Consider the following 16,388-nt stretch of genomic DNA (forward strand, 5'->3'; position numbering starts at 1 on the left):
CCCCGAGCGGACCCGATTCAGCGCAGCAACAGCTTCAGCATCGACGCGAAACGCTTGCCGTAAGGCGGCCGCAGCAGGCCGGCGCCGTTCAGCCCGGCCTGATGGAACACCGGCTTGAGCTTGGAGAAGGTCTCGAAGCCGGCCCGGCCGTGGTACACGCCCATGCCGCTCGGGCCCACGCCGCCGAACGGCAGGTCGTCCTGGGCGATGTGGAACAGCGTGTCGTTGATGGTGACGCCGCCGGCCACGGTCTGGCGCATCACGTGGTCCACCACGTCGCGGCGCCGGTCGAACAGATAGAGCGCCAGCGGCCGGGGCCGCGCATTGACGAAGCCGATGGCCTCGTCCACGGTGCGATAGGTCACCACGGGCAGCACCGGCCCGAAAATCTCCTCCTGCATCGCCATCACATCGCCGGGCACGTCCGTCAGCAGCACGGGCGGCAGGCGGCGCGCGTCGGCGTCCGGCATGGCATCGGTCAGCGGCACCACGCCGGCGCCGGCCGCGCGCGCGGCGTCGATCATCGACACCAGCCGGCCAAAATGGCGCGGGCTGATGATGCTGGTGTAGTCGGGGTTGCGGGCGAGATCCGGATAGAGGCGGTTCACGCAGCGGCGCGCGGCCTCGGCAAAGCGGTCGCGCTGGTCCTCGGGCAGCAGCACGTAGTCCGGGGCGATGCAGGTCTGGCCGGCGTTGAGCAGCTTGCCCACCACGATGCGCTCCACGGCGTGGTCGAAATCGGCATGCGGGCCGATGATGGCCGGCGACTTCCCGCCCAGCTCCAGCGTCACCGGCGTGAGGTTGGCGGCGGCGGCGCGCATCACGTGATGGCCGACGTTGGTCGAGCCGGTGAACAGCAGGTGGTCGAAGGGCAGGGCGCTGAAGGTGGCGGCGACCTCGGCATCGCCATTGATGACCGACACCTCGTCCGGCGCGAAGCTGGCCTGCACCAGCTGGGCGAACAGCGCCGAGAAGCGCGGCGTGTATTCGGACAGCTTGACCATGGCCCGGTTGCCGGCCACCAGCGCGCCGGTGAGCGGGCCCACGGTGAGGTAGAGCGGATAGTTCCACGGCACCACCACGCCCACCACGCCGAGCGGCTGCGGCATCAGGCGCGAGCGGCCCGGCAGGAACCACAGGCCGGTGCGGGCGCGGCGCACGCGCATCCAGCGCCGGCCGTGCCGCAGTGCGTCATCGATGCCGGCCAGGCTCGGGAATACCTCCAGCAGCGCGGTTTCCTGCGGTGGCCGGTTGGTGAAGTCGGCGCTGATGGCGGCGGCGATGGCGTCGTGGTGGGTCTTCACGAGCTGCCGCAGCCGGCGCAGGCGGTCCGCGCGGACGTCCCACGGCGGGGTCTGGTCGTGCCGCGACGCCGCGCGCATGGCGCCGAACACCGATGACATGGCGGGAACTTCTCTCATCTGGCGGTCTCCTGGCTGTCCTGGCGGGGCTGCTTTGGGGATGGCGCATGACCCTCGCGCACCATCGCGCACCATAAGCCAGCCGCCCCGTTCCCGCAATGGAGGACGGCCCCCAAACGCTGCGTGCCGGCGCGGGTCGTTCCCGGCTTCATTCCGCCGGCCCCAGCGCCTACACTGGATTTTCGCGGTGGCCCGGGAACACAGGCAGGCGGGGAGACAGATGGAAGCGATCTTTGACTATCTCGTCGTGGGGGCCGGCTCGGCCGGCTGCGCGCTCGCCGGCCGGCTGGCCGACAGCGGCACCGACTCCATCGGCCTGCTCGAAACCGGCGGCCACGATCACCATGTGCTGGTGCGCACACCCGCCGGATGTGGCGCGATGCTGCCGCGCGCTGGCCGCCGCAACTACGGCTACGAGACCGTGCCGCAGGCCGGGCTGGATGGCCGGCGCGGCTACCAGCCGCGCGGCCGGGGCCTGGGCGGGTCATCGTCGATCAACGCCATGATCTATATGCGGGGCCGCCCGGCCGACTACGACGGCTGGGCCGCCGCCGGCTGCGACGGCTGGTCGTGGGACGATGTCCTGCCCGTCTTCCGCCGCGCCGAATGCAACGCCCGCGTGGCCGGCCACGACGACGATCCGCTGCACGGCGGCACCGGCCCCCTCCACGTCAGCGATCTCTGCTCGCCCAACCCGTTCGGCCAGCATTTCATCGATGCCGCCGAACTGGCCGGCCTGCCCCGCAACGACGATTTCAATGGCGACGAGCAGGAGGGCGCCGGCTGGTACCAGGTGACCCAGCACAACGGCGAGCGCTGGAACGCCGCGCGCGCCTACCTGCACGGCGGCAACGTGCGCGACCGCGCCTGCAACGGCGGGCGCTCGCACCTGCATGTGCTGACCGGCACGCAGGTGCTGCGGATCCTGTTCGAAGGGCGCCGCGCGGTGGGCGTGCTGGCCCGGCGCGATGGGGCCGAGGTGGTGCTGCGCGCGCGCCGCGAGGTCATCGTCAGCGCCGGCGCGTTCGGCTCGCCGCAGTTGCTGATGGCGTCCGGCATCGGCCCGGCGGCGCACCTGCGCGGGCACGGCGTGGCCGTGGTGCATGACCTGCCCGGCGTGGGCGAGAACCTCCAGGACCATCTCGACGTGATCCTGCACAAGCGCGTGGCGGCCACGGCGCTGTTCGGCGTCTCGCTGGCCGGGGCCTGGCGGCTGCTGGCCGAGATGCGGCGCTACCGTCGCGAGAACGCCGGCATGATGACGTCGAATTTCGCCGAGGCGGGCGCCTTCGTGCGCAGCCGCCCGGACCTCGACGAGCCGGACCTGCAACTGCATTTCGTGGTGGGGATGGCGGACAACCACATGCGCCGCGTCAATCGCGGGCATGGCTATTCCTGCCATGTCTGCCTGCTGCGGCCGCGCAGCCGGGGCGTGGTGCGGCTGGTGTCGGCGGACATGCGCGAGGCGCCGGCCATCGATCCGCGCTATTTGTCCGATCCACAAGACATGGAAGGGATGGTCACCGGGCTGCGCATCGTGCGCGCCATTTTCGACCAGCCCCCGCTGGCCGCGTTTGGCGGCCGGGAGCTGTATTCGGCGGACCTGCGGCTCGATGGCAGCGACGATGACGCCGTGCGCGCGCTGATCCGCCGCCAGGCGGACACGATCTACCACCCCGTGGGCACCTGCCGCATGGGCATGGACCCGCTGGCGGTGGTGGACCCGCAGCTACGGGTGCGCGGCGTGGAGGGGCTGCGCGTGGTCGATGCGTCGATCATGCCGACGCTGGTCGGCGGCAATACCAACGCGCCCGCCATCATGATCGGCGAGCGCGCCCACGACCTGATCCGCTATGCGCCGCGCGTGACGCTGCGCATCCGTGAGTCGGTCGCCGGGGTGGCGGCGGACTGAAGCCAGTCGACTTCAGCCGGCCATCCGGAACTGCCCCACGCAGTCGCGCAGCTTGCCGGCCTGCTCGTCCAGGGACTGGGCGGCGGCGGCGGCTTCCTCGACCAGCGCGGCGTTCTGCTGCGTGACCTGATCCATCTGGCCCACCGCGTGGCCCACCTGCTCGATGCCGGCGCTCTGCTCCTGCGAGGCCGCGGCGATCTCGGCGATGATGTCCGACACGCGCTTCACGGCCTGGCGGATCTCGGTCATCGTGCCGCCCACGCCTTCGGCCTGGGTGGAGCCGGTGCGCACGGTGGTCACCGAGGCCTCGATCAACTCCTTGATTTCCTTGGCGGCGCTGGACGAGCGCTGCGCCAGGCTGCGCACCTCGCCGGCCACGACCGCGAAGCCACGGCCCTGCTCGCCGGCGCGGGCCGCTTCCACGGCGGCGTTCAGCGCCAGGATGTTGGTCTGGAAGGCGATGCCCTCGATCAGGTTGGTGATCTCGGCGATGCGCTCGGAGCTGCCGCTGATGGCGCCCATCGTATCCACCATCTGCTGCACGGCCTGGTTGCCGGCGTCGGCCACCTCGGCGGCGTTGGCCGCCAGCGAGCTGGCCTGGCGCGCGTTCTCGGCGTTCTGGCGCACGGTGGTGGTCAGCTCTTCCATGCTCGACGCGGTTTCCTCCAGTGACGCCGCCTGCTGCTCCGTGCGCGACGACAGGTCCACATTGCCGGCCGCGATCTGCCCGGCGGCCACGCTGACGGAATCGGTGGACTGGCGCACCTCGCGCAGGGTCTGCGCCACGCGCTCGATCAGCGTGTTGAACGATTGCGCGGTCTGGCCGATCTCGTCCATCCGCGCCACCGACGCGCGATGATCCAGGTCCAGCGTCTGGCTCACGTGTTCCAGCGTGCCCTGGATATCGGCCAGGCTGTGCCTGATGCGGCGATACAGCGACACGGCCATGAAGACGGTGAACGCCACGACGGCGACGATGACGCTCACGAACGTCCACACGGTGCGGGTGTGCTGCGCCTTGTTCGCCACCACGGCGTCGTCGCCGAGCTTTGTGTTGTACGCGATGTGTTCGTCGATGGCATTGCGCAGGGCCGCCGATGCCTGGAACAGCTCGCTGCCGGGCGTCAGCATTTGCTGGACCGCACTATGGTCGTTGTTGTTGGACCGATCGAGGAAAGCGGGGAACTGGTCGACGAACCGCTTGATGGCGGATTTGCCGGATTCCAGCAGCTTGCTGTCGGTCTCGTCCGAGATATCCTCGCGGGCGTACAGCGCCGCCATTTCGTCGAGGCGCTTCCTGGCCTTGGCGATGTCGGCTTCGGCCTCCTTCTTGGCCGCGGCGTCATCGGTGACCGCATGGCGGTACAGGCTCACGCGCAGACCGGCCACGGCGTCGCTGATGATATTCAGGTGCCGCACACTGGCCAGCGTGTTCGAGTTGAAGTACTCGAGTCGTTTCTCGGCTTGGTTGAGTTGCCAGATGCCGCCGATTCCGAGGAACAGCAGCGAGAGTACGGCGATGGAAAGCGTAAGAAGCAGGCGTTGGGTGATATTCATGGGGTGTGGACGGCACATGCTTTATCGCAGTGCTCGTTGGTGGCGACTGAAGTGCAGGCAGGCTCGTAGCCCGTCGCCTCAACGTTTACGACCGGTTTCTCACGGGTTGAAGGGATTTTCGATGCGCCGCAGCAACCGGCGTGCGATGTCCGGCCATGCCCCCACTGCGCTGAGATCCCCGGATATATCAAAAATCACATTTTTACGATTGTTTAATCGGATCTGAAAGAGCCTGATATGCCTCTTGCGCATGTGCGTATCGCAAAGGAGGGGTATTTCATGAGGCGGCATTCATCTTTTCTCGGATTTTTCTTACCACGGATGGCTCGTCCATCTGCGTTGCTGACGGGCCGAAGGGCGTCAGATTGTCAGGTTTTATATATCAGTGTGTCGAGACGGATTGTCCGATCGTTGGCAATGCTTGCCATGGCAGTCGCGATTAGCGGGTGCGCTGTTGCGCCCACAAGCCGCATCTTTGTCAGCCCTGAATCGGTGAATTACACCGAAGATTACATCCATCGCTATTCAATCTTGAGAATTAGCGGAGAACGCTACGGGGTCGGCGGTGGTCAGGTGAGACCGTTTTCCCGGGGAGGCGCAGGCTCAGGCGATTGCTGCGTCTGGTTGCCAGGTATAGGTCAATCTATCAAGGTTGAATGGAAGGTCGGGGAGTTTCACGATTTGCGTCCGCACTGGAAAACGTTTAGCAAAGACGTGGTTATTATCGGTGAGGCCCCAAGTAAGGCAAATGCAGAGGGGTATCTAATTATCCGATTCTTCGAAGGTCACGAGATTGAGGCGGAGTTTGTACAAAGGGAGAAATTTCATCCGGCCAATCCACGCACTGACGCTGCGTTCTCCGGAAAACGGCTCATGCGGCGTAAGGGGGAGTGATGCAGGATTGGACGTTGAGATATATCAGTGTGTCGAGACGGGTTGTCCGATCGTTGGCAATGCTTGCCATTGCAGTCGCGATTAGCGGGTGCGCTGTTGCGCCAGATAATTCTATCGATGCTCGCGCAAAATCGGTTAACTACACGGAAGATTACATCCACCGCTACTCAATCATGAAGCTTAGCGGTGAGCCCTATGGTATTGGCGGTGGTCAAGTGAAGCCCTTTTCCTGGGGAAGTGCAGGTACCGGTGGCTGCTGCGTATGGCTACCCGGTGTAGGCCGATCTATCAAGGTTGAATGGCAGGTTGGGCAGTTTCACGATTTGCGTCCGCACTGGAAAACGTTTAGCAAAGACGTGGTTATTATCGGTGAGGCCCCAAGTAAGGCAAATGCAGAGGGGTATCTAATTATCCGATTCTTCGAAGGTCACGAGATTGAGGCGGAGTTTGTACAAAGGGAGAAATTTCATCCGGCCAATCCACGCACTGACGCTGCGTTCTCCGGAAAACGGCTCATGCGGCGTAAGGGGGAGTGATGCAGGATTGGACGTTGAGATATATCAGTGTGTCGAGACGGGTTGTCCGATCGTCGGCAATGCTTGCCATGGCAGTCGCGATTAGCGGGTGCGCTGTTGCGCCGGCGACTACGATCTCTATCGGTGCAAATTCTGTCAATTATACCGAAGACTACATTCATGAGTATTCAATCAGGAAGCTCGGCGGTGAACATTATGGGATTGGTGGCACGCAGGTGAAACCGTTCTCCTTGGGGGGCGCGAGCTCGGGCGACTGCTGCGCCAGACTGCCGGACATAGGTCAACGTATCAAGATCGTATGGAAAATTGGGGCTTTTCACGATCTGCGTCCGCAATGGAAAACATACAGCAAAGATGTCGTCATTATCGGTGAACCCTCTACTGAATCAAAACCGGAGGGATACTTGATTATTAGATTTTTTGAGGATCACGAGGTTGAGGCGGAATTTGTAGAGGGAAAAAAATGGTATCCCGCCAATCCGCGCACTGATGCTGCGTTCTCAGGAAAACGAATCATGCGCCGTAAGGGGGAATGATGCAAGACAGCATTCACGACTCTGATGATACTTTTCACCGGGCCCTGAAAACCCATACTATTCTTTACCCTGACGATTTTGTGACCTGCTCGACCTGTGAACAGCGTCCCTGGTTCAGTTTCTTTTTCGATGGTACCGATAATAATAGAATTATTGATGCCCCGCTGGGAAAGCTTTCCAATATTGCGCGACTTTTCGCGGGGCATTGCGATGATGAACCATCAATCTTCCGTAGATATTATCCCGGCATCGGCACGCCGCTCGATCCGAGCAACGCGAGTTGGTTGGAGCAGGTCCGGGACAGCGAGACGCTTGGCGGCGGAATGGGTCTGGGTGCCGACGTCCGCCTGGCTAAAGCAGAGGGTGATTTATCCAGGCTCCTCAAATACACCCACCGCGTCACGCGCATCGACATCGCCGTTTTCGGATTTTCCCGAGGCGCCGCCCTCGCGCGGGCCTTCGTCAACCGCCTGATCCAAAAGTGCGAAATGCGCGATGGCATACTCCACTGGCCTTGCGAGACTGCCCTTGACGGCGAATCCGCACCGCTGCATATCCGGTTCCTGGGCCTTTTCGATACCGTCGAATCGGTCGGCCTGCCGGGAAAAAACCTGCATCCGGACATGTGGATGTCCATTCCCGAGCAGGTGGAACGCTGCGTCCATCACTACGCCACGCACGAACTGCGGTCCTTTTTCCCGCTGACGCCCGTCGATGCCGGTCTCAAGCACTGCGAGGAAATCGCCATGCCGGGCGTGCATTCCGACGTGGGCGGCGGATATCGGCCTGACGAGCAGGGGAGATCCGACATGCTGGCCCGCATTCCGCTGAATCGCATGCGGCTGGAGGCGGCCATTGCCGGCGTGCCATTTACGCCGCCCCTGCTCCTGACTCCGGATGTTCATGCGCTCTTCGAATACAGCGCGGACCTGAAAGCCCTGTACGACGAATATATGGCGGCCATCCCGACCCACGAATCACGCGAGGCGCAGATATTGGCCCATGTGCGGCTGTACTACGGGTGGTTGAAATCCCGCTACAAGACCAGCCCGTGCGATGTCTATAGTCGGTGCCAAGCCTCGAATATCGGCGGCGATGCGGAGATGGACCGGATCCGGAAGTCCTACGCCTATCTCGAACGCGATGCCGCTCAACTGGCGGATCGCGCCTGGGTCGCCGATATGCAGCGCCGGTATCCCGATACCTATCGCTGGCATCTGGCGATGCGCTACGAACACGAACATCGCGCGCCGCCGGTGCTGACCGAAAGGGAATCCGCCTACTTCGAGGCGTGGAGCAACCCGCCCGACCTGTCGCCCAATCTCATCCGCTTCTTCGACGAATATGTGCATGACTCGCGGGCGGGATTCATGATGGTCGGCAATGGCGGCTATTTGTCGCCGCGCGATATCGTGGCGATGTCGGTCGTGCCAGCGGCGACTCCTGCGCTTGCCGCTCTATAGGAATCAGACCGGCCACGTCCGCTTGGCCACGCGTTGCAATGTGACGGTATCGGCATCCAGCGTGCCGAACACGCGGCCGTGCTGCCGCCCGAGGCGGCTGGCGACGAACAGTTCGGCCGATTCCGAGTCCGCATGCGCGATCATCAGCGCGGCCTGCGCGGTCAGCACCAGGCCCTGCGCGAAGCGTCGGCCGCTCGCTTCGAGTTGCTCGGCCGGTTCGCACAGCATGGCCTGCAGCGACGCCAGTTCCGCGCGCACGGCCGCGTTGCCGTTGGAAAGCCGCGCCAGTTCGTGCAGGATCCGCGCGCCATCGTCGGGGTTGCGTTGCAGGGCGCGCAGCACGTCCAGGCACATCACGTTGCCGGAGCCTTCCCAGATCGAATTGACCGGCGCCTCGCGGTAGAGCCGCGCCATCGGGCCTTCCTCCACGTAGCCGTTGCCGCCCCAGACCTCCATGGCCTCGCCGGTGGCTTCCAGCGCACGTTTGCAGATCCAGAACTTGGCGGCTGGGGTGACCACGCGCTTCCACGCGGCGGCGAGCGGGTCGTCCTCGGCATGCTCGAAGGCGTGAGCGAGGGCCATCATCATCTGCGTGGCGGCTTCGGACTCCAGGGCGAGGTCGGCCAGCACGTTGCGCATCAGCGGCTGGTCGGCCAGCAGCTTGCCGAACGCCATGCGGTGGCGCGCGTGATGGAGCGACTGCACCAGCGCCGCGCGCAGCAGCGCCGCGCTGCCGATCACGCAGTCGAGCCGAGTGTTGGTGGCCATCTCGATGATGGTGGGGATGCCGCGGCCTTCCTCGCCGATCAGGATGCCCGTGGCGCCCCGGAACTCGACCTCGCTGCTCGCGTTGGAGCGGTTGCCGAGCTTGTCCTTGAGGCGCTGGATCTCGATCGGGTTCTTGCTGCCGTCGTCGCGGAAGCGCGGCACGAAGAAGCACGAAAGCGGCCCCTCGGGCCCGCCCATGCGCGCCACGACCAGATGGGCGTCGCACATCGGCGCGGAGAAGAACCACTTGTGGCCCGTCAGCGCGTACTCGGCGCCCCGGCCCTCGCCGCGCACCGGCAGGGCGACGGTGGTGTTGGCGCGCACGTCGGAGCCGCCCTGCTTCTCGGTCATGCCCATGCCGATCATCACGGCGGTCTTGTCGCGCCAGGGCAGGTCGCGGGCGTCGTGCTCGGTCGAATACAGCCGGGGTTCCAGGTCGCGGAACAGCGCGGGTTCCTTGCGCAGCACCGGAATGCTGGCCAGTGTCATGGTGGTGGGGCAGAGCGAGCCCGATTCCACCTGGGCCTGGAGGAAGTAGCCGGCGGTGCGCGCGGCCCACGCACCCGGGCGCGGCTGGGCGAAGGGCAGGGCCTGCAGCTGCTGGCCGCGCAGCAGGCCGAGCAGGGCGTGCCAGGACGGATGGAAGCTCACCGCATCGATGCGTTCGCCGGTGCGGCTGTGGGTGTGGAGTTCCGGCGTCAGGCGGTTGGCGTCGGCGGCCCACGCCTGCACCTCGGGGTCGCCGAGCCGGGCGCCGAAGGCCCCGAGCGCGCCGGCGTGCCAGCCGCCGCCCAGCCGTTCCAGCGCGGCTCGCAGGCCGGGGTCGGTCTCGAACAGGTTGTAGCCGGAGAGGTCCGGCACCTGATTGAACACGGCGTGGGTCGCGGCGGAGGAATCGGGCACGGCAGGCATGGCGGCTCCTTGGCAATCGGGCAGGCTGCGTCGATGGTACGGCCGATGGTACGGCAACTGCCGTGTTCGGGAAACGCGCGCATTCCCCGGGCAAATGCGCTGGAGTGGCCACATCGTCGGCTATCGTGCAGTGCAACATCGGCCAGTCGATACCTTGGCGCACGGCAGTCGCAACAAAATTCCGGGTGGCGCCGGGCGGGGGCTTGTGCTTAAATTCACCCCGTTGGATGAAACAGGGGTGCCGTACGGATGGGCCGTGCGGCTGAGAGAGTCCCTTCGAACCCGATCCGGCTAGTACCGGCGTGGGAAGTTTCACTGAATACCGAACAGCTTCTGTCCCGCAATGGGACCTCGCCGCCGGCGCTGCCGCGCAGCGGGCTCACAGGGCTCCTGGTTTCGTCCATCCCCCGCAAGAGAGAGGACGACACCCATGGCCCGCACTGCCCCCGCCGCATCGTTTGAATCGCTCGAGAGCGATCTCGACCAGAAATTCGCCTATCCGGCTTCCAGCAAGACCTACCTGACCGGCAGCCGTCCGGACCTGCGCGTGCCGCTGCGCACGATCCTGCAGACGTCCACGCGCACCGACAAGGGCGAGATGGCGAATCCGCCGATCCCCGTCTACGACACCTCGGGCCCGTACAGCGACCCGGACATCCATATCGACCTGAAGGCCGGCCTGCCCGGCGTGCGCACCCGCTGGATCGAGGAGCGCGGCGACACCGAGGTGCTGCCGGGCCTGTCGTCCGAATATGGCCGCGACCGCGCCAACGACCCGGCCACGGCGCACCTGCGCTTTGCCCAGCTGACCAACCCGCGCCGTGCCAAGGCGGGTGCCAATGTGTCGCAGATGCACTATGCGCGCCAGGGCATCATCACGCCGGAAATGGAATACGTGGCGCTGCGCGAGTCGCTGAACCTCCAGGCGCTCTACGACAAGCCCGAGTACAAGGCCCTGCTGCGCCAGCATCCGGGCAACGCGCTCGGCGCGAACCTGCCGCTGCGCCCCGAGGACATGACCCCGGAATTCGTGCGCAAGGAAATCGCCGCCGGCCGCGCCATCATCCCCGCCAACATCAACCACACGGAACTGGAGCCGATGGCCATCGGCCGCAACTTCCGCGTCAAGATCAACGGCAACCTCGGCAATTCGGCCGTGACGTCCTCGCTGGCCGAGGAAGTGGAAAAGATGGTCTGGTCGATCCGCTGGGGCGCCGACACCATCATGGATCTCTCCACCGGCAAGCACATCCACGAGACGCGCGAGTGGATCCTGCGCAACTCGCCGGTGCCCATCGGCACGGTGCCGATCTACCAGGCGCTGGACAAGACCGGCGGCATCGCCGAGGACCTGACCTGGGAGATGTTCCGCGACACGCTGATCGAGCAGGCCGAGCAGGGTGTGGACTACTTCACCATCCACGCCGGCGTGCTGCTGCGCTACGTGCCGATGACGGCCGACCGGGTGACGGGTATCGTCTCGCGCGGCGGCTCGATCATGGCCAAGTGGTGCCTGGCGCACCACAAGGAAAACTTCCTGTACACGCATTTCGACGAGATCTGCGAAATCATGAAGGCCTACGACGTGTCGTTCAGCCTCGGCGACGGCCTGCGTCCGGGCTGCATCGCGGACTCCAACGACGACGCCCAGTTCGGCGAGCTGCGCACCCTGGGCGAGCTGACCGCCAAGGCGTGGAAGCATGACGTGCAGGTGATGATCGAGGGCCCGGGCCACGTGCCGCTCCAGCGCATCCAGGCCAATATGGACGAGGAACTCAAGCACTGCTACGAGGCCCCGTTCTACACGCTCGGACCGCTCGTGACGGACATCGCCCCCGGCTACGACCACATCACCAGCGGCATCGGCGCGGCCAACATCGGCTGGATGGGCACGGCCATGCTGTGCTACGTCACGCCCAAGGAGCATCTGGGGCTGCCGGACAAGGAAGACGTGCGCGAGGGCATCATCACGTACAAGATTGCCGCCCACGCCGCCGACCTCGCCAAGGGCTGGCCGGGCGCACAGCTGCGCGATAATGCGCTGTCCAAGGCCCGCTTCGAGTTCCGCTGGGAAGACCAGTTCAACCTGGGCCTCGATCCGGAGCGCGCGCGCTCGTACCACGACGCCACGCTGCCGGCCGAGGGCGCCAAGATCGCGCATTTCTGCTCGATGTGCGGGCCGAAGTTCTGCTCGATGAAGATCACCCAGGAAGTGCGCGACTACGCGGCATCGCTGCCCGCAGCCGAGCGCGGCATGGAGGAGAAATCGATCGAGTTCGTGAAGTCCGGCTCCAAGATCTACTCGTAATTCAACTAAAGACCGCGCGGCGCCACCTCCACCCGGGCGCCCGCGGCGAAGATACCCATGACAGCAGTAAAGTCCTTCGATGTCGCCATTCTTGGCGCCGGCCTGGCCGGGCGTTTGTGCGCCTGGCTGCTGGTGCGCGCCGGTGCCCGTGTGGCGCTGGTCGAGCGTGGCGGCCCCGACGGCACCGGCGCGGCCGCCCACGTGGCTGCCGCCATGCTGGCCCCGCTGGCCGAGTCGGCCATCGCGGAGCGGCGCATCGTCGATCTCGGCATGGCCAGCGTCGACCTGTGGCGTGCCTGGATCCAGGAATTGCCCGAACCCGTGTTCTTCCAGGAAGACGGCACGCTGGTGGTCTGGCACGCGCGGGACCGCAGCGAGGTGTCGCTGTTCACGGGCCGCATGCGCGCCGTGGCGCCGCCGGAACTGGTGCGGGAGCGGCTGGCCGTGCTGGACGGCGCCGGCGTGGCTGCCGTGGAGCCGGAGCTGGCCGGGCGCTTCCCGCAGGGCCTGCTGCTCAAGGGCGAAGGCCAGCTGGACAACCGTGGCGCGCTGCGCGCGCTGCTCGACTGCGCGGTCAAGGAAGGCGTGCATTGCATCTGGGAGGCTGGCGATGTCGATATCGACCTGCTGCCCCAGTTCGACCTCCGCGCCAACGTGGTGCTGGACTGCCGCGGCCTGGGCGCGCGCGCGGCGTGGTGCGATCCCACGGCCGAGCCCGGCGTGGTCAAGCCCGGCCTGCGTGGCCTGCGCGGCGAGGTGGTGCGCGTGCACGCGCCCGACGTGAAGCTGCATCGGCCCATCCGCCTGCTGCATCCGCGCTACCCCATCTATATCGCGCCCAAGCCGAACGACCTGTACGTGATTGGCGCGACCGAAATCGAGAGCGAGGACGACTCGCCGATGAGCGTGCGCTCCGCGCTGGAGCTGCTCTCGGCGGCGCACTCGCTGCACCCCGCGTTCGGCGAGGCCCGCGTGCTGGAGCTGAACGTGCAGCGCCGGCCCACGCGGCCGGACCACCTGCCGGCGATCCGCGTGGATCAGCAGGCGCGCGTGGTGCGTGTGAATGGCTTGTACCGGCATGGCTGGCTGATTGCGCCGGCCGTGACCGAGGCCGCCTGCGCCGTGGTGCGCGCGTTGCTGGCCGGGGACCCGGCCGCGCACGCGGTGCCGGCGTCGCTGCGCTGGCCGGGCCTGATCCAGTCCGTCGAGGAGCCCGCCCACCTGCGCGGCACGGCGGTGCCCGGATTGGGCAGCCTGCTGCATTAGGAACACGCCCAGAACCCGCCCAGATCATGGAAATTATGCTCAACGGCAAGCTGCTGCACCTGCCCGAGGCCGCCACGCTGGCGGACGCGGTGACTGCGGCTGCCATCGCGCCCCCGTTCGCCGCGGCGGTCAACGGCCAGTTCGTGCCGCGCACCGCCCATGCCGCCACGCCGCTTGCGGCGGGCGATCACATCGACCTCGTGCAACCCGTGACGGGAGGCTGACCCATCATGACTTTCGAACCCGCTGAAACCCTGCGCGACCCGTTCGTGCTCTATGGCGAATCCTTCGCCTCGCGCCTGCTGCTCGGCACCGCGCGCTATCCGTCGCCGGCCACGCTGCAGGCGGCCGTGGAAGCCAGCCGTCCCGCCATGATCACCGTGGCGCTGCGCCGCCAGAGCGCGGTGGGCAAGGGCGACGGCAGCGATGGCCAGACGCTCGGCGGCCAGCCGTTCTGGCAGATGCTGCGCGCGCTGGGCGTGCCGGTGCTGCCGAACACCGCCGGCTGCTTTACGGCGCAGGAAGTCATCACCACGGCGATGATGGCGCGCGAGGTCTTCGAGACCGACTGGATCAAGCTGGAACTGATCGGCGACGACTACACGCTCCAGCCGGACACGCTGAACATGCCCGCCGTGGCCGAGACGCTGATCAAGGAAGGCTTCAAGGTGCTGCCGTACTGCACCGAGGACCTGGTGCTGTGCCGCCGCCTGCTGGACGTGGGCTGCCAGGCGCTGATGCCGTGGGCCGCGCCGATCGGCACGGGCCGGGGCGCCGCCAATCCGCTGGCCATGCGCACGCTGCGTGACCGACTGCCGGACACGCCGCTGATCGTCGATGCCGGGCTGGGCCTGCCGTCGCACGCGGCGCAGGTGCTGGAATGGGGCTATGACGGCGTGCTGCTGAACACCGCCGTGGCGCAGTCTGCCTACCCGGTGAATATGGCCCGCGCGTTCGCGCTGGCCGTGGAGGCTGGCCGCACCGCCTATCTGGCCGGGCCGATGCCCGAGCGCGACGTGGCGCAGGCCAGCACGCCGGTGGTCGGCATGCCGTTCTGGCACGCCGAAGGCGCGGAGGACCGCGCATGACGCGCCCCGGTGTGGCCGCGGCCATCGACTCCGCGCTGTTCGACTCCCTGATCACCCGCTTTGGTGCCACCTTCGGCCATGACGACGCCCCGTGGCGTGCATGGCCGCTGGCCAACGCCCCGGCCGCGCCGGGGCGCCACGACGTGGTGCTGGCCGATGGGGAAGCCACGGCGGACACCATCGCCCAACTGACGGCAGGCGGCGCGGTGCTGATCGAGACCGACCGCGAGGGCGGCCGCTGGATCGACACCGTGCGCTCGCCGATGGGCACCTGGGTGCTGGACGTCCAAGCCGACGACGGTACCGACGACGATACCGACGACGATGCCGACGACGATGCCGACGACGATAGGCCGCACCCACCGGCTTTCGTGGCCGTGCTGCTGGCCGCGCTGGCGCTGCACTTCCCGGCCCACGACGCGCTGTGCATCGCCCGCGCGTGGCAGCCGGGCCGCCAGGACTGGCCGACCGACTTCGCCCGCTTCCCGCGCGTGCGCCACGCGGCGCTGGCCTCGCCCGACAATCCACCCCAGCCATTCGCGCCGTGCCCGCCGGACCTCGGCCTGTACGCCGTGGTGCCAAGCGCGGACTGGATCGAGCGGCTGGTGCCGCTGGCCGTGCCGACCGTGCAACTGCGCTTCAAATCGGACGACGCGGCGGCGGTCAAGGCCGAGGTCGCCCGCGCGGCCCAGGCCGCCAAGGGCCAGCCGTCGCGCCTGTTCATCAACGATCACTGGCGCGTGGCGCTCGACCACCATGCGGCGATGGGTGGCGACAGCGGCATCTACGGCATCCATCTGGGCCAGGAAGATCTCGACGAGGCCGACCTCGAGGCGATTCGCGCCTCCGGGCTGCGCCTGGGCGTGTCCACGCACGGCTACGCCGAGATGCTGCGCGTGGCCGCCATCGGCCCCAGCTATCTGGCGCTCGGGGCCATTTTCCCGACCACGACCAAGGTCATGCCGACCGCGCCGCAGGGCATGGGCCGCTTCCGGGCCTATGTGGCGCTGATGCAGCCGGTGGTGCCCGCGCTGGTGGGCATTGGCGGGGTCAACGGGAGCAACCTGCGCGAGGTGCTCGACGTGGGCGTCGGCAGCGCCGCCGTGGTGCGGGCGGTTACCGAGGCCAGCGACGTGCCGGCGGCGGTGGCCTCCCTTACCGCATTGTTTGGGCGCTGACCGCCCAGCCGGCTGGCACGGCCCCTGAAATCCGCATATCCTCTCCGCTCCACCGACACAATGGATCGAGGTTCCGCCATACGGAACCCGGAGCAGAGAGGAAACAGCCGTGAACGAGATCAAGCCCGCCGCCCCTGGCACGCCGGAAAAGCCGTATTTCGGCATCGACATTCCGCTGATGCGGCATCTGGGCCTGCAGCCGGAACATATGGAAGAGGGGATGTGCCGCACGCGCCTGCCGGCCAATCCGTCGCTCGTGAACAGCCGGGGCGATGTGCACGGCGGCACGCTGATGGCCGTGCTCGATTTCACGCTCAGCGGCGCGGCGCGCTCCTACTCGCCGCTCGATGTGGGCGTGATCACCATCGACATGTCCACGCATTTCCTCGCCGCCGCGCGCGGCGAACTGACCTTCGAGTCGCGCTGCATCCGGCGCGGCGCCAAGATCGCCTTCTGCGAAGGCGAGGCGCGTGACGCGGCCGGCACCGTGGTGTGCGTGGCCCGCGCCGCGTTCAAGCTCGTGCAGCTGGCCGGCGGCAACTAAGTCCG

14 protein-coding genes and 1 riboswitch are annotated in these 16,388 nt (G+C 66.8%); of the genes, 11 read left to right on the forward strand and 3 right to left on the reverse strand.

Going from position 1 to position 16,388, the window contains the following annotated elements; genetic code table 11:
• Window positions 1-17: 17 nt before the first annotated feature.
• Complete coding sequence (locus KHO18_RS08915; RefSeq protein WP_144199148.1) at window positions 18-1,421, reverse strand: coniferyl aldehyde dehydrogenase; 1,404 nt, start codon at window positions 1,419-1,421, stop codon at window positions 18-20.
• A 220-nt stretch (window positions 1,422-1,641) separates the two neighbouring features.
• Here KHO18_RS08915 and KHO18_RS08920 point away from each other — a divergent pair, with 220 nt between their 5' ends.
• Complete coding sequence (locus KHO18_RS08920) at window positions 1,642-3,333, forward strand: GMC family oxidoreductase (protein ID WP_211943032.1); 1,692 nt, start codon at window positions 1,642-1,644, stop codon at window positions 3,331-3,333.
• Between the two features lie 12 nt (window positions 3,334-3,345).
• Here KHO18_RS08920 and KHO18_RS08925 read toward each other — a convergent pair whose 3' ends face one another.
• A complete protein-coding gene (locus tag KHO18_RS08925; RefSeq protein ID WP_211943033.1) occupies window positions 3,346-4,890 on the reverse strand; it encodes a methyl-accepting chemotaxis protein in 1,545 nt (514 codons plus the stop codon).
• 426 nt (window positions 4,891-5,316) lie between these two features.
• On the opposite strand from KHO18_RS08925, the gene KHO18_RS08930 reads away from it, so the two are divergent.
• The 4 genes from KHO18_RS08930 to KHO18_RS08945 all read left to right on the forward strand — a co-directional run bounded on the left by KHO18_RS08930 (window position 5,317) and on the right by KHO18_RS08945 (window position 8,319).
• A complete protein-coding gene (locus KHO18_RS08930) occupies window positions 5,317-5,784 on the forward strand; it encodes a DUF3304 domain-containing protein (protein WP_211943034.1) in 468 nt (155 codons plus the stop codon).
• A gap of 59 nt (window positions 5,785-5,843) precedes the next feature.
• Entirely contained in the window at window positions 5,844-6,320 is a 477-nt protein-coding gene (locus tag KHO18_RS08935; protein WP_211943035.1) for a DUF3304 domain-containing protein, read from the forward strand.
• 68 nt (window positions 6,321-6,388) lie between these two features.
• Window positions 6,389-6,856 carry a DUF3304 domain-containing protein gene (locus KHO18_RS08940; protein ID WP_211943036.1) on the forward strand — a complete coding sequence of 156 codons (468 nt, stop codon included), beginning with the start codon at window positions 6,389-6,391 and terminating at the stop codon, window positions 6,854-6,856.
• Window positions 6,853-8,319: a T6SS phospholipase effector Tle1-like catalytic domain-containing protein gene (locus tag KHO18_RS08945; RefSeq protein WP_211943037.1), complete on the forward strand. Its 1,467-nt coding sequence runs from the start codon at window positions 6,853-6,855 to the stop codon at window positions 8,317-8,319. The genes KHO18_RS08940 and KHO18_RS08945 overlap by 4 nt, the downstream gene beginning before the upstream one ends.
• A gap of 3 nt (window positions 8,320-8,322) precedes the next feature.
• On the opposite strand, the gene KHO18_RS08950 is transcribed toward KHO18_RS08945, so the two are convergent.
• Entirely contained in the window at window positions 8,323-9,999 is a 1,677-nt protein-coding gene (locus tag KHO18_RS08950) for an acyl-CoA dehydrogenase family protein (protein WP_211943038.1), read from the reverse strand.
• A gap of 224 nt (window positions 10,000-10,223) precedes the next feature.
• Window positions 10,224-10,325: riboswitch (TPP riboswitch) on the forward strand.
• Window positions 10,326-10,429: 104 nt separating this feature from the next.
• Here KHO18_RS08950 and thiC point away from each other — a divergent pair.
• From thiC to KHO18_RS08980, 6 genes are all read left to right on the forward strand, one after another.
• A complete protein-coding gene (gene thiC / locus KHO18_RS08955; protein ID WP_144199135.1) occupies window positions 10,430-12,307 on the forward strand; it encodes a phosphomethylpyrimidine synthase ThiC in 1,878 nt (625 codons plus the stop codon).
• Window positions 12,308-12,364: 57 nt separating this feature from the next.
• Window positions 12,365-13,573, forward strand: coding sequence for an FAD-dependent oxidoreductase (locus tag KHO18_RS08960; RefSeq protein ID WP_144199133.1), 1,209 nt, complete (start codon window positions 12,365-12,367; stop codon window positions 13,571-13,573).
• Between the two features lie 26 nt (window positions 13,574-13,599).
• Entirely contained in the window at window positions 13,600-13,797 is a 198-nt protein-coding gene (thiS, locus tag KHO18_RS08965) for a sulfur carrier protein ThiS (RefSeq protein ID WP_144199131.1), read from the forward strand.
• A 6-nt stretch (window positions 13,798-13,803) separates the two neighbouring features.
• Window positions 13,804-14,661, forward strand: coding sequence for a thiazole synthase (locus KHO18_RS08970; RefSeq protein ID WP_144199129.1), 858 nt, complete (start codon window positions 13,804-13,806; stop codon window positions 14,659-14,661).
• Window positions 14,658-15,839, forward strand: a complete 1,182-nt coding sequence (locus KHO18_RS08975) for a thiamine phosphate synthase (protein WP_211943039.1) — start codon at window positions 14,658-14,660, stop codon at window positions 15,837-15,839. Before KHO18_RS08970 ends, KHO18_RS08975 begins: the two co-directional genes overlap by 4 nt.
• Window positions 15,840-15,948: 109 nt before the next feature.
• Window positions 15,949-16,383, forward strand: a complete 435-nt coding sequence (locus tag KHO18_RS08980; protein WP_144199125.1) for a PaaI family thioesterase — start codon at window positions 15,949-15,951, stop codon at window positions 16,381-16,383.
• Window positions 16,384-16,388: the final 5 nt, after the last annotated feature.

The sequence above is a fragment of the Cupriavidus campinensis genome, assembly GCF_905397395.1.
GTDB classification, from domain to species: Bacteria; Pseudomonadota; Gammaproteobacteria; order Burkholderiales; family Burkholderiaceae; genus Cupriavidus; species Cupriavidus campinensis.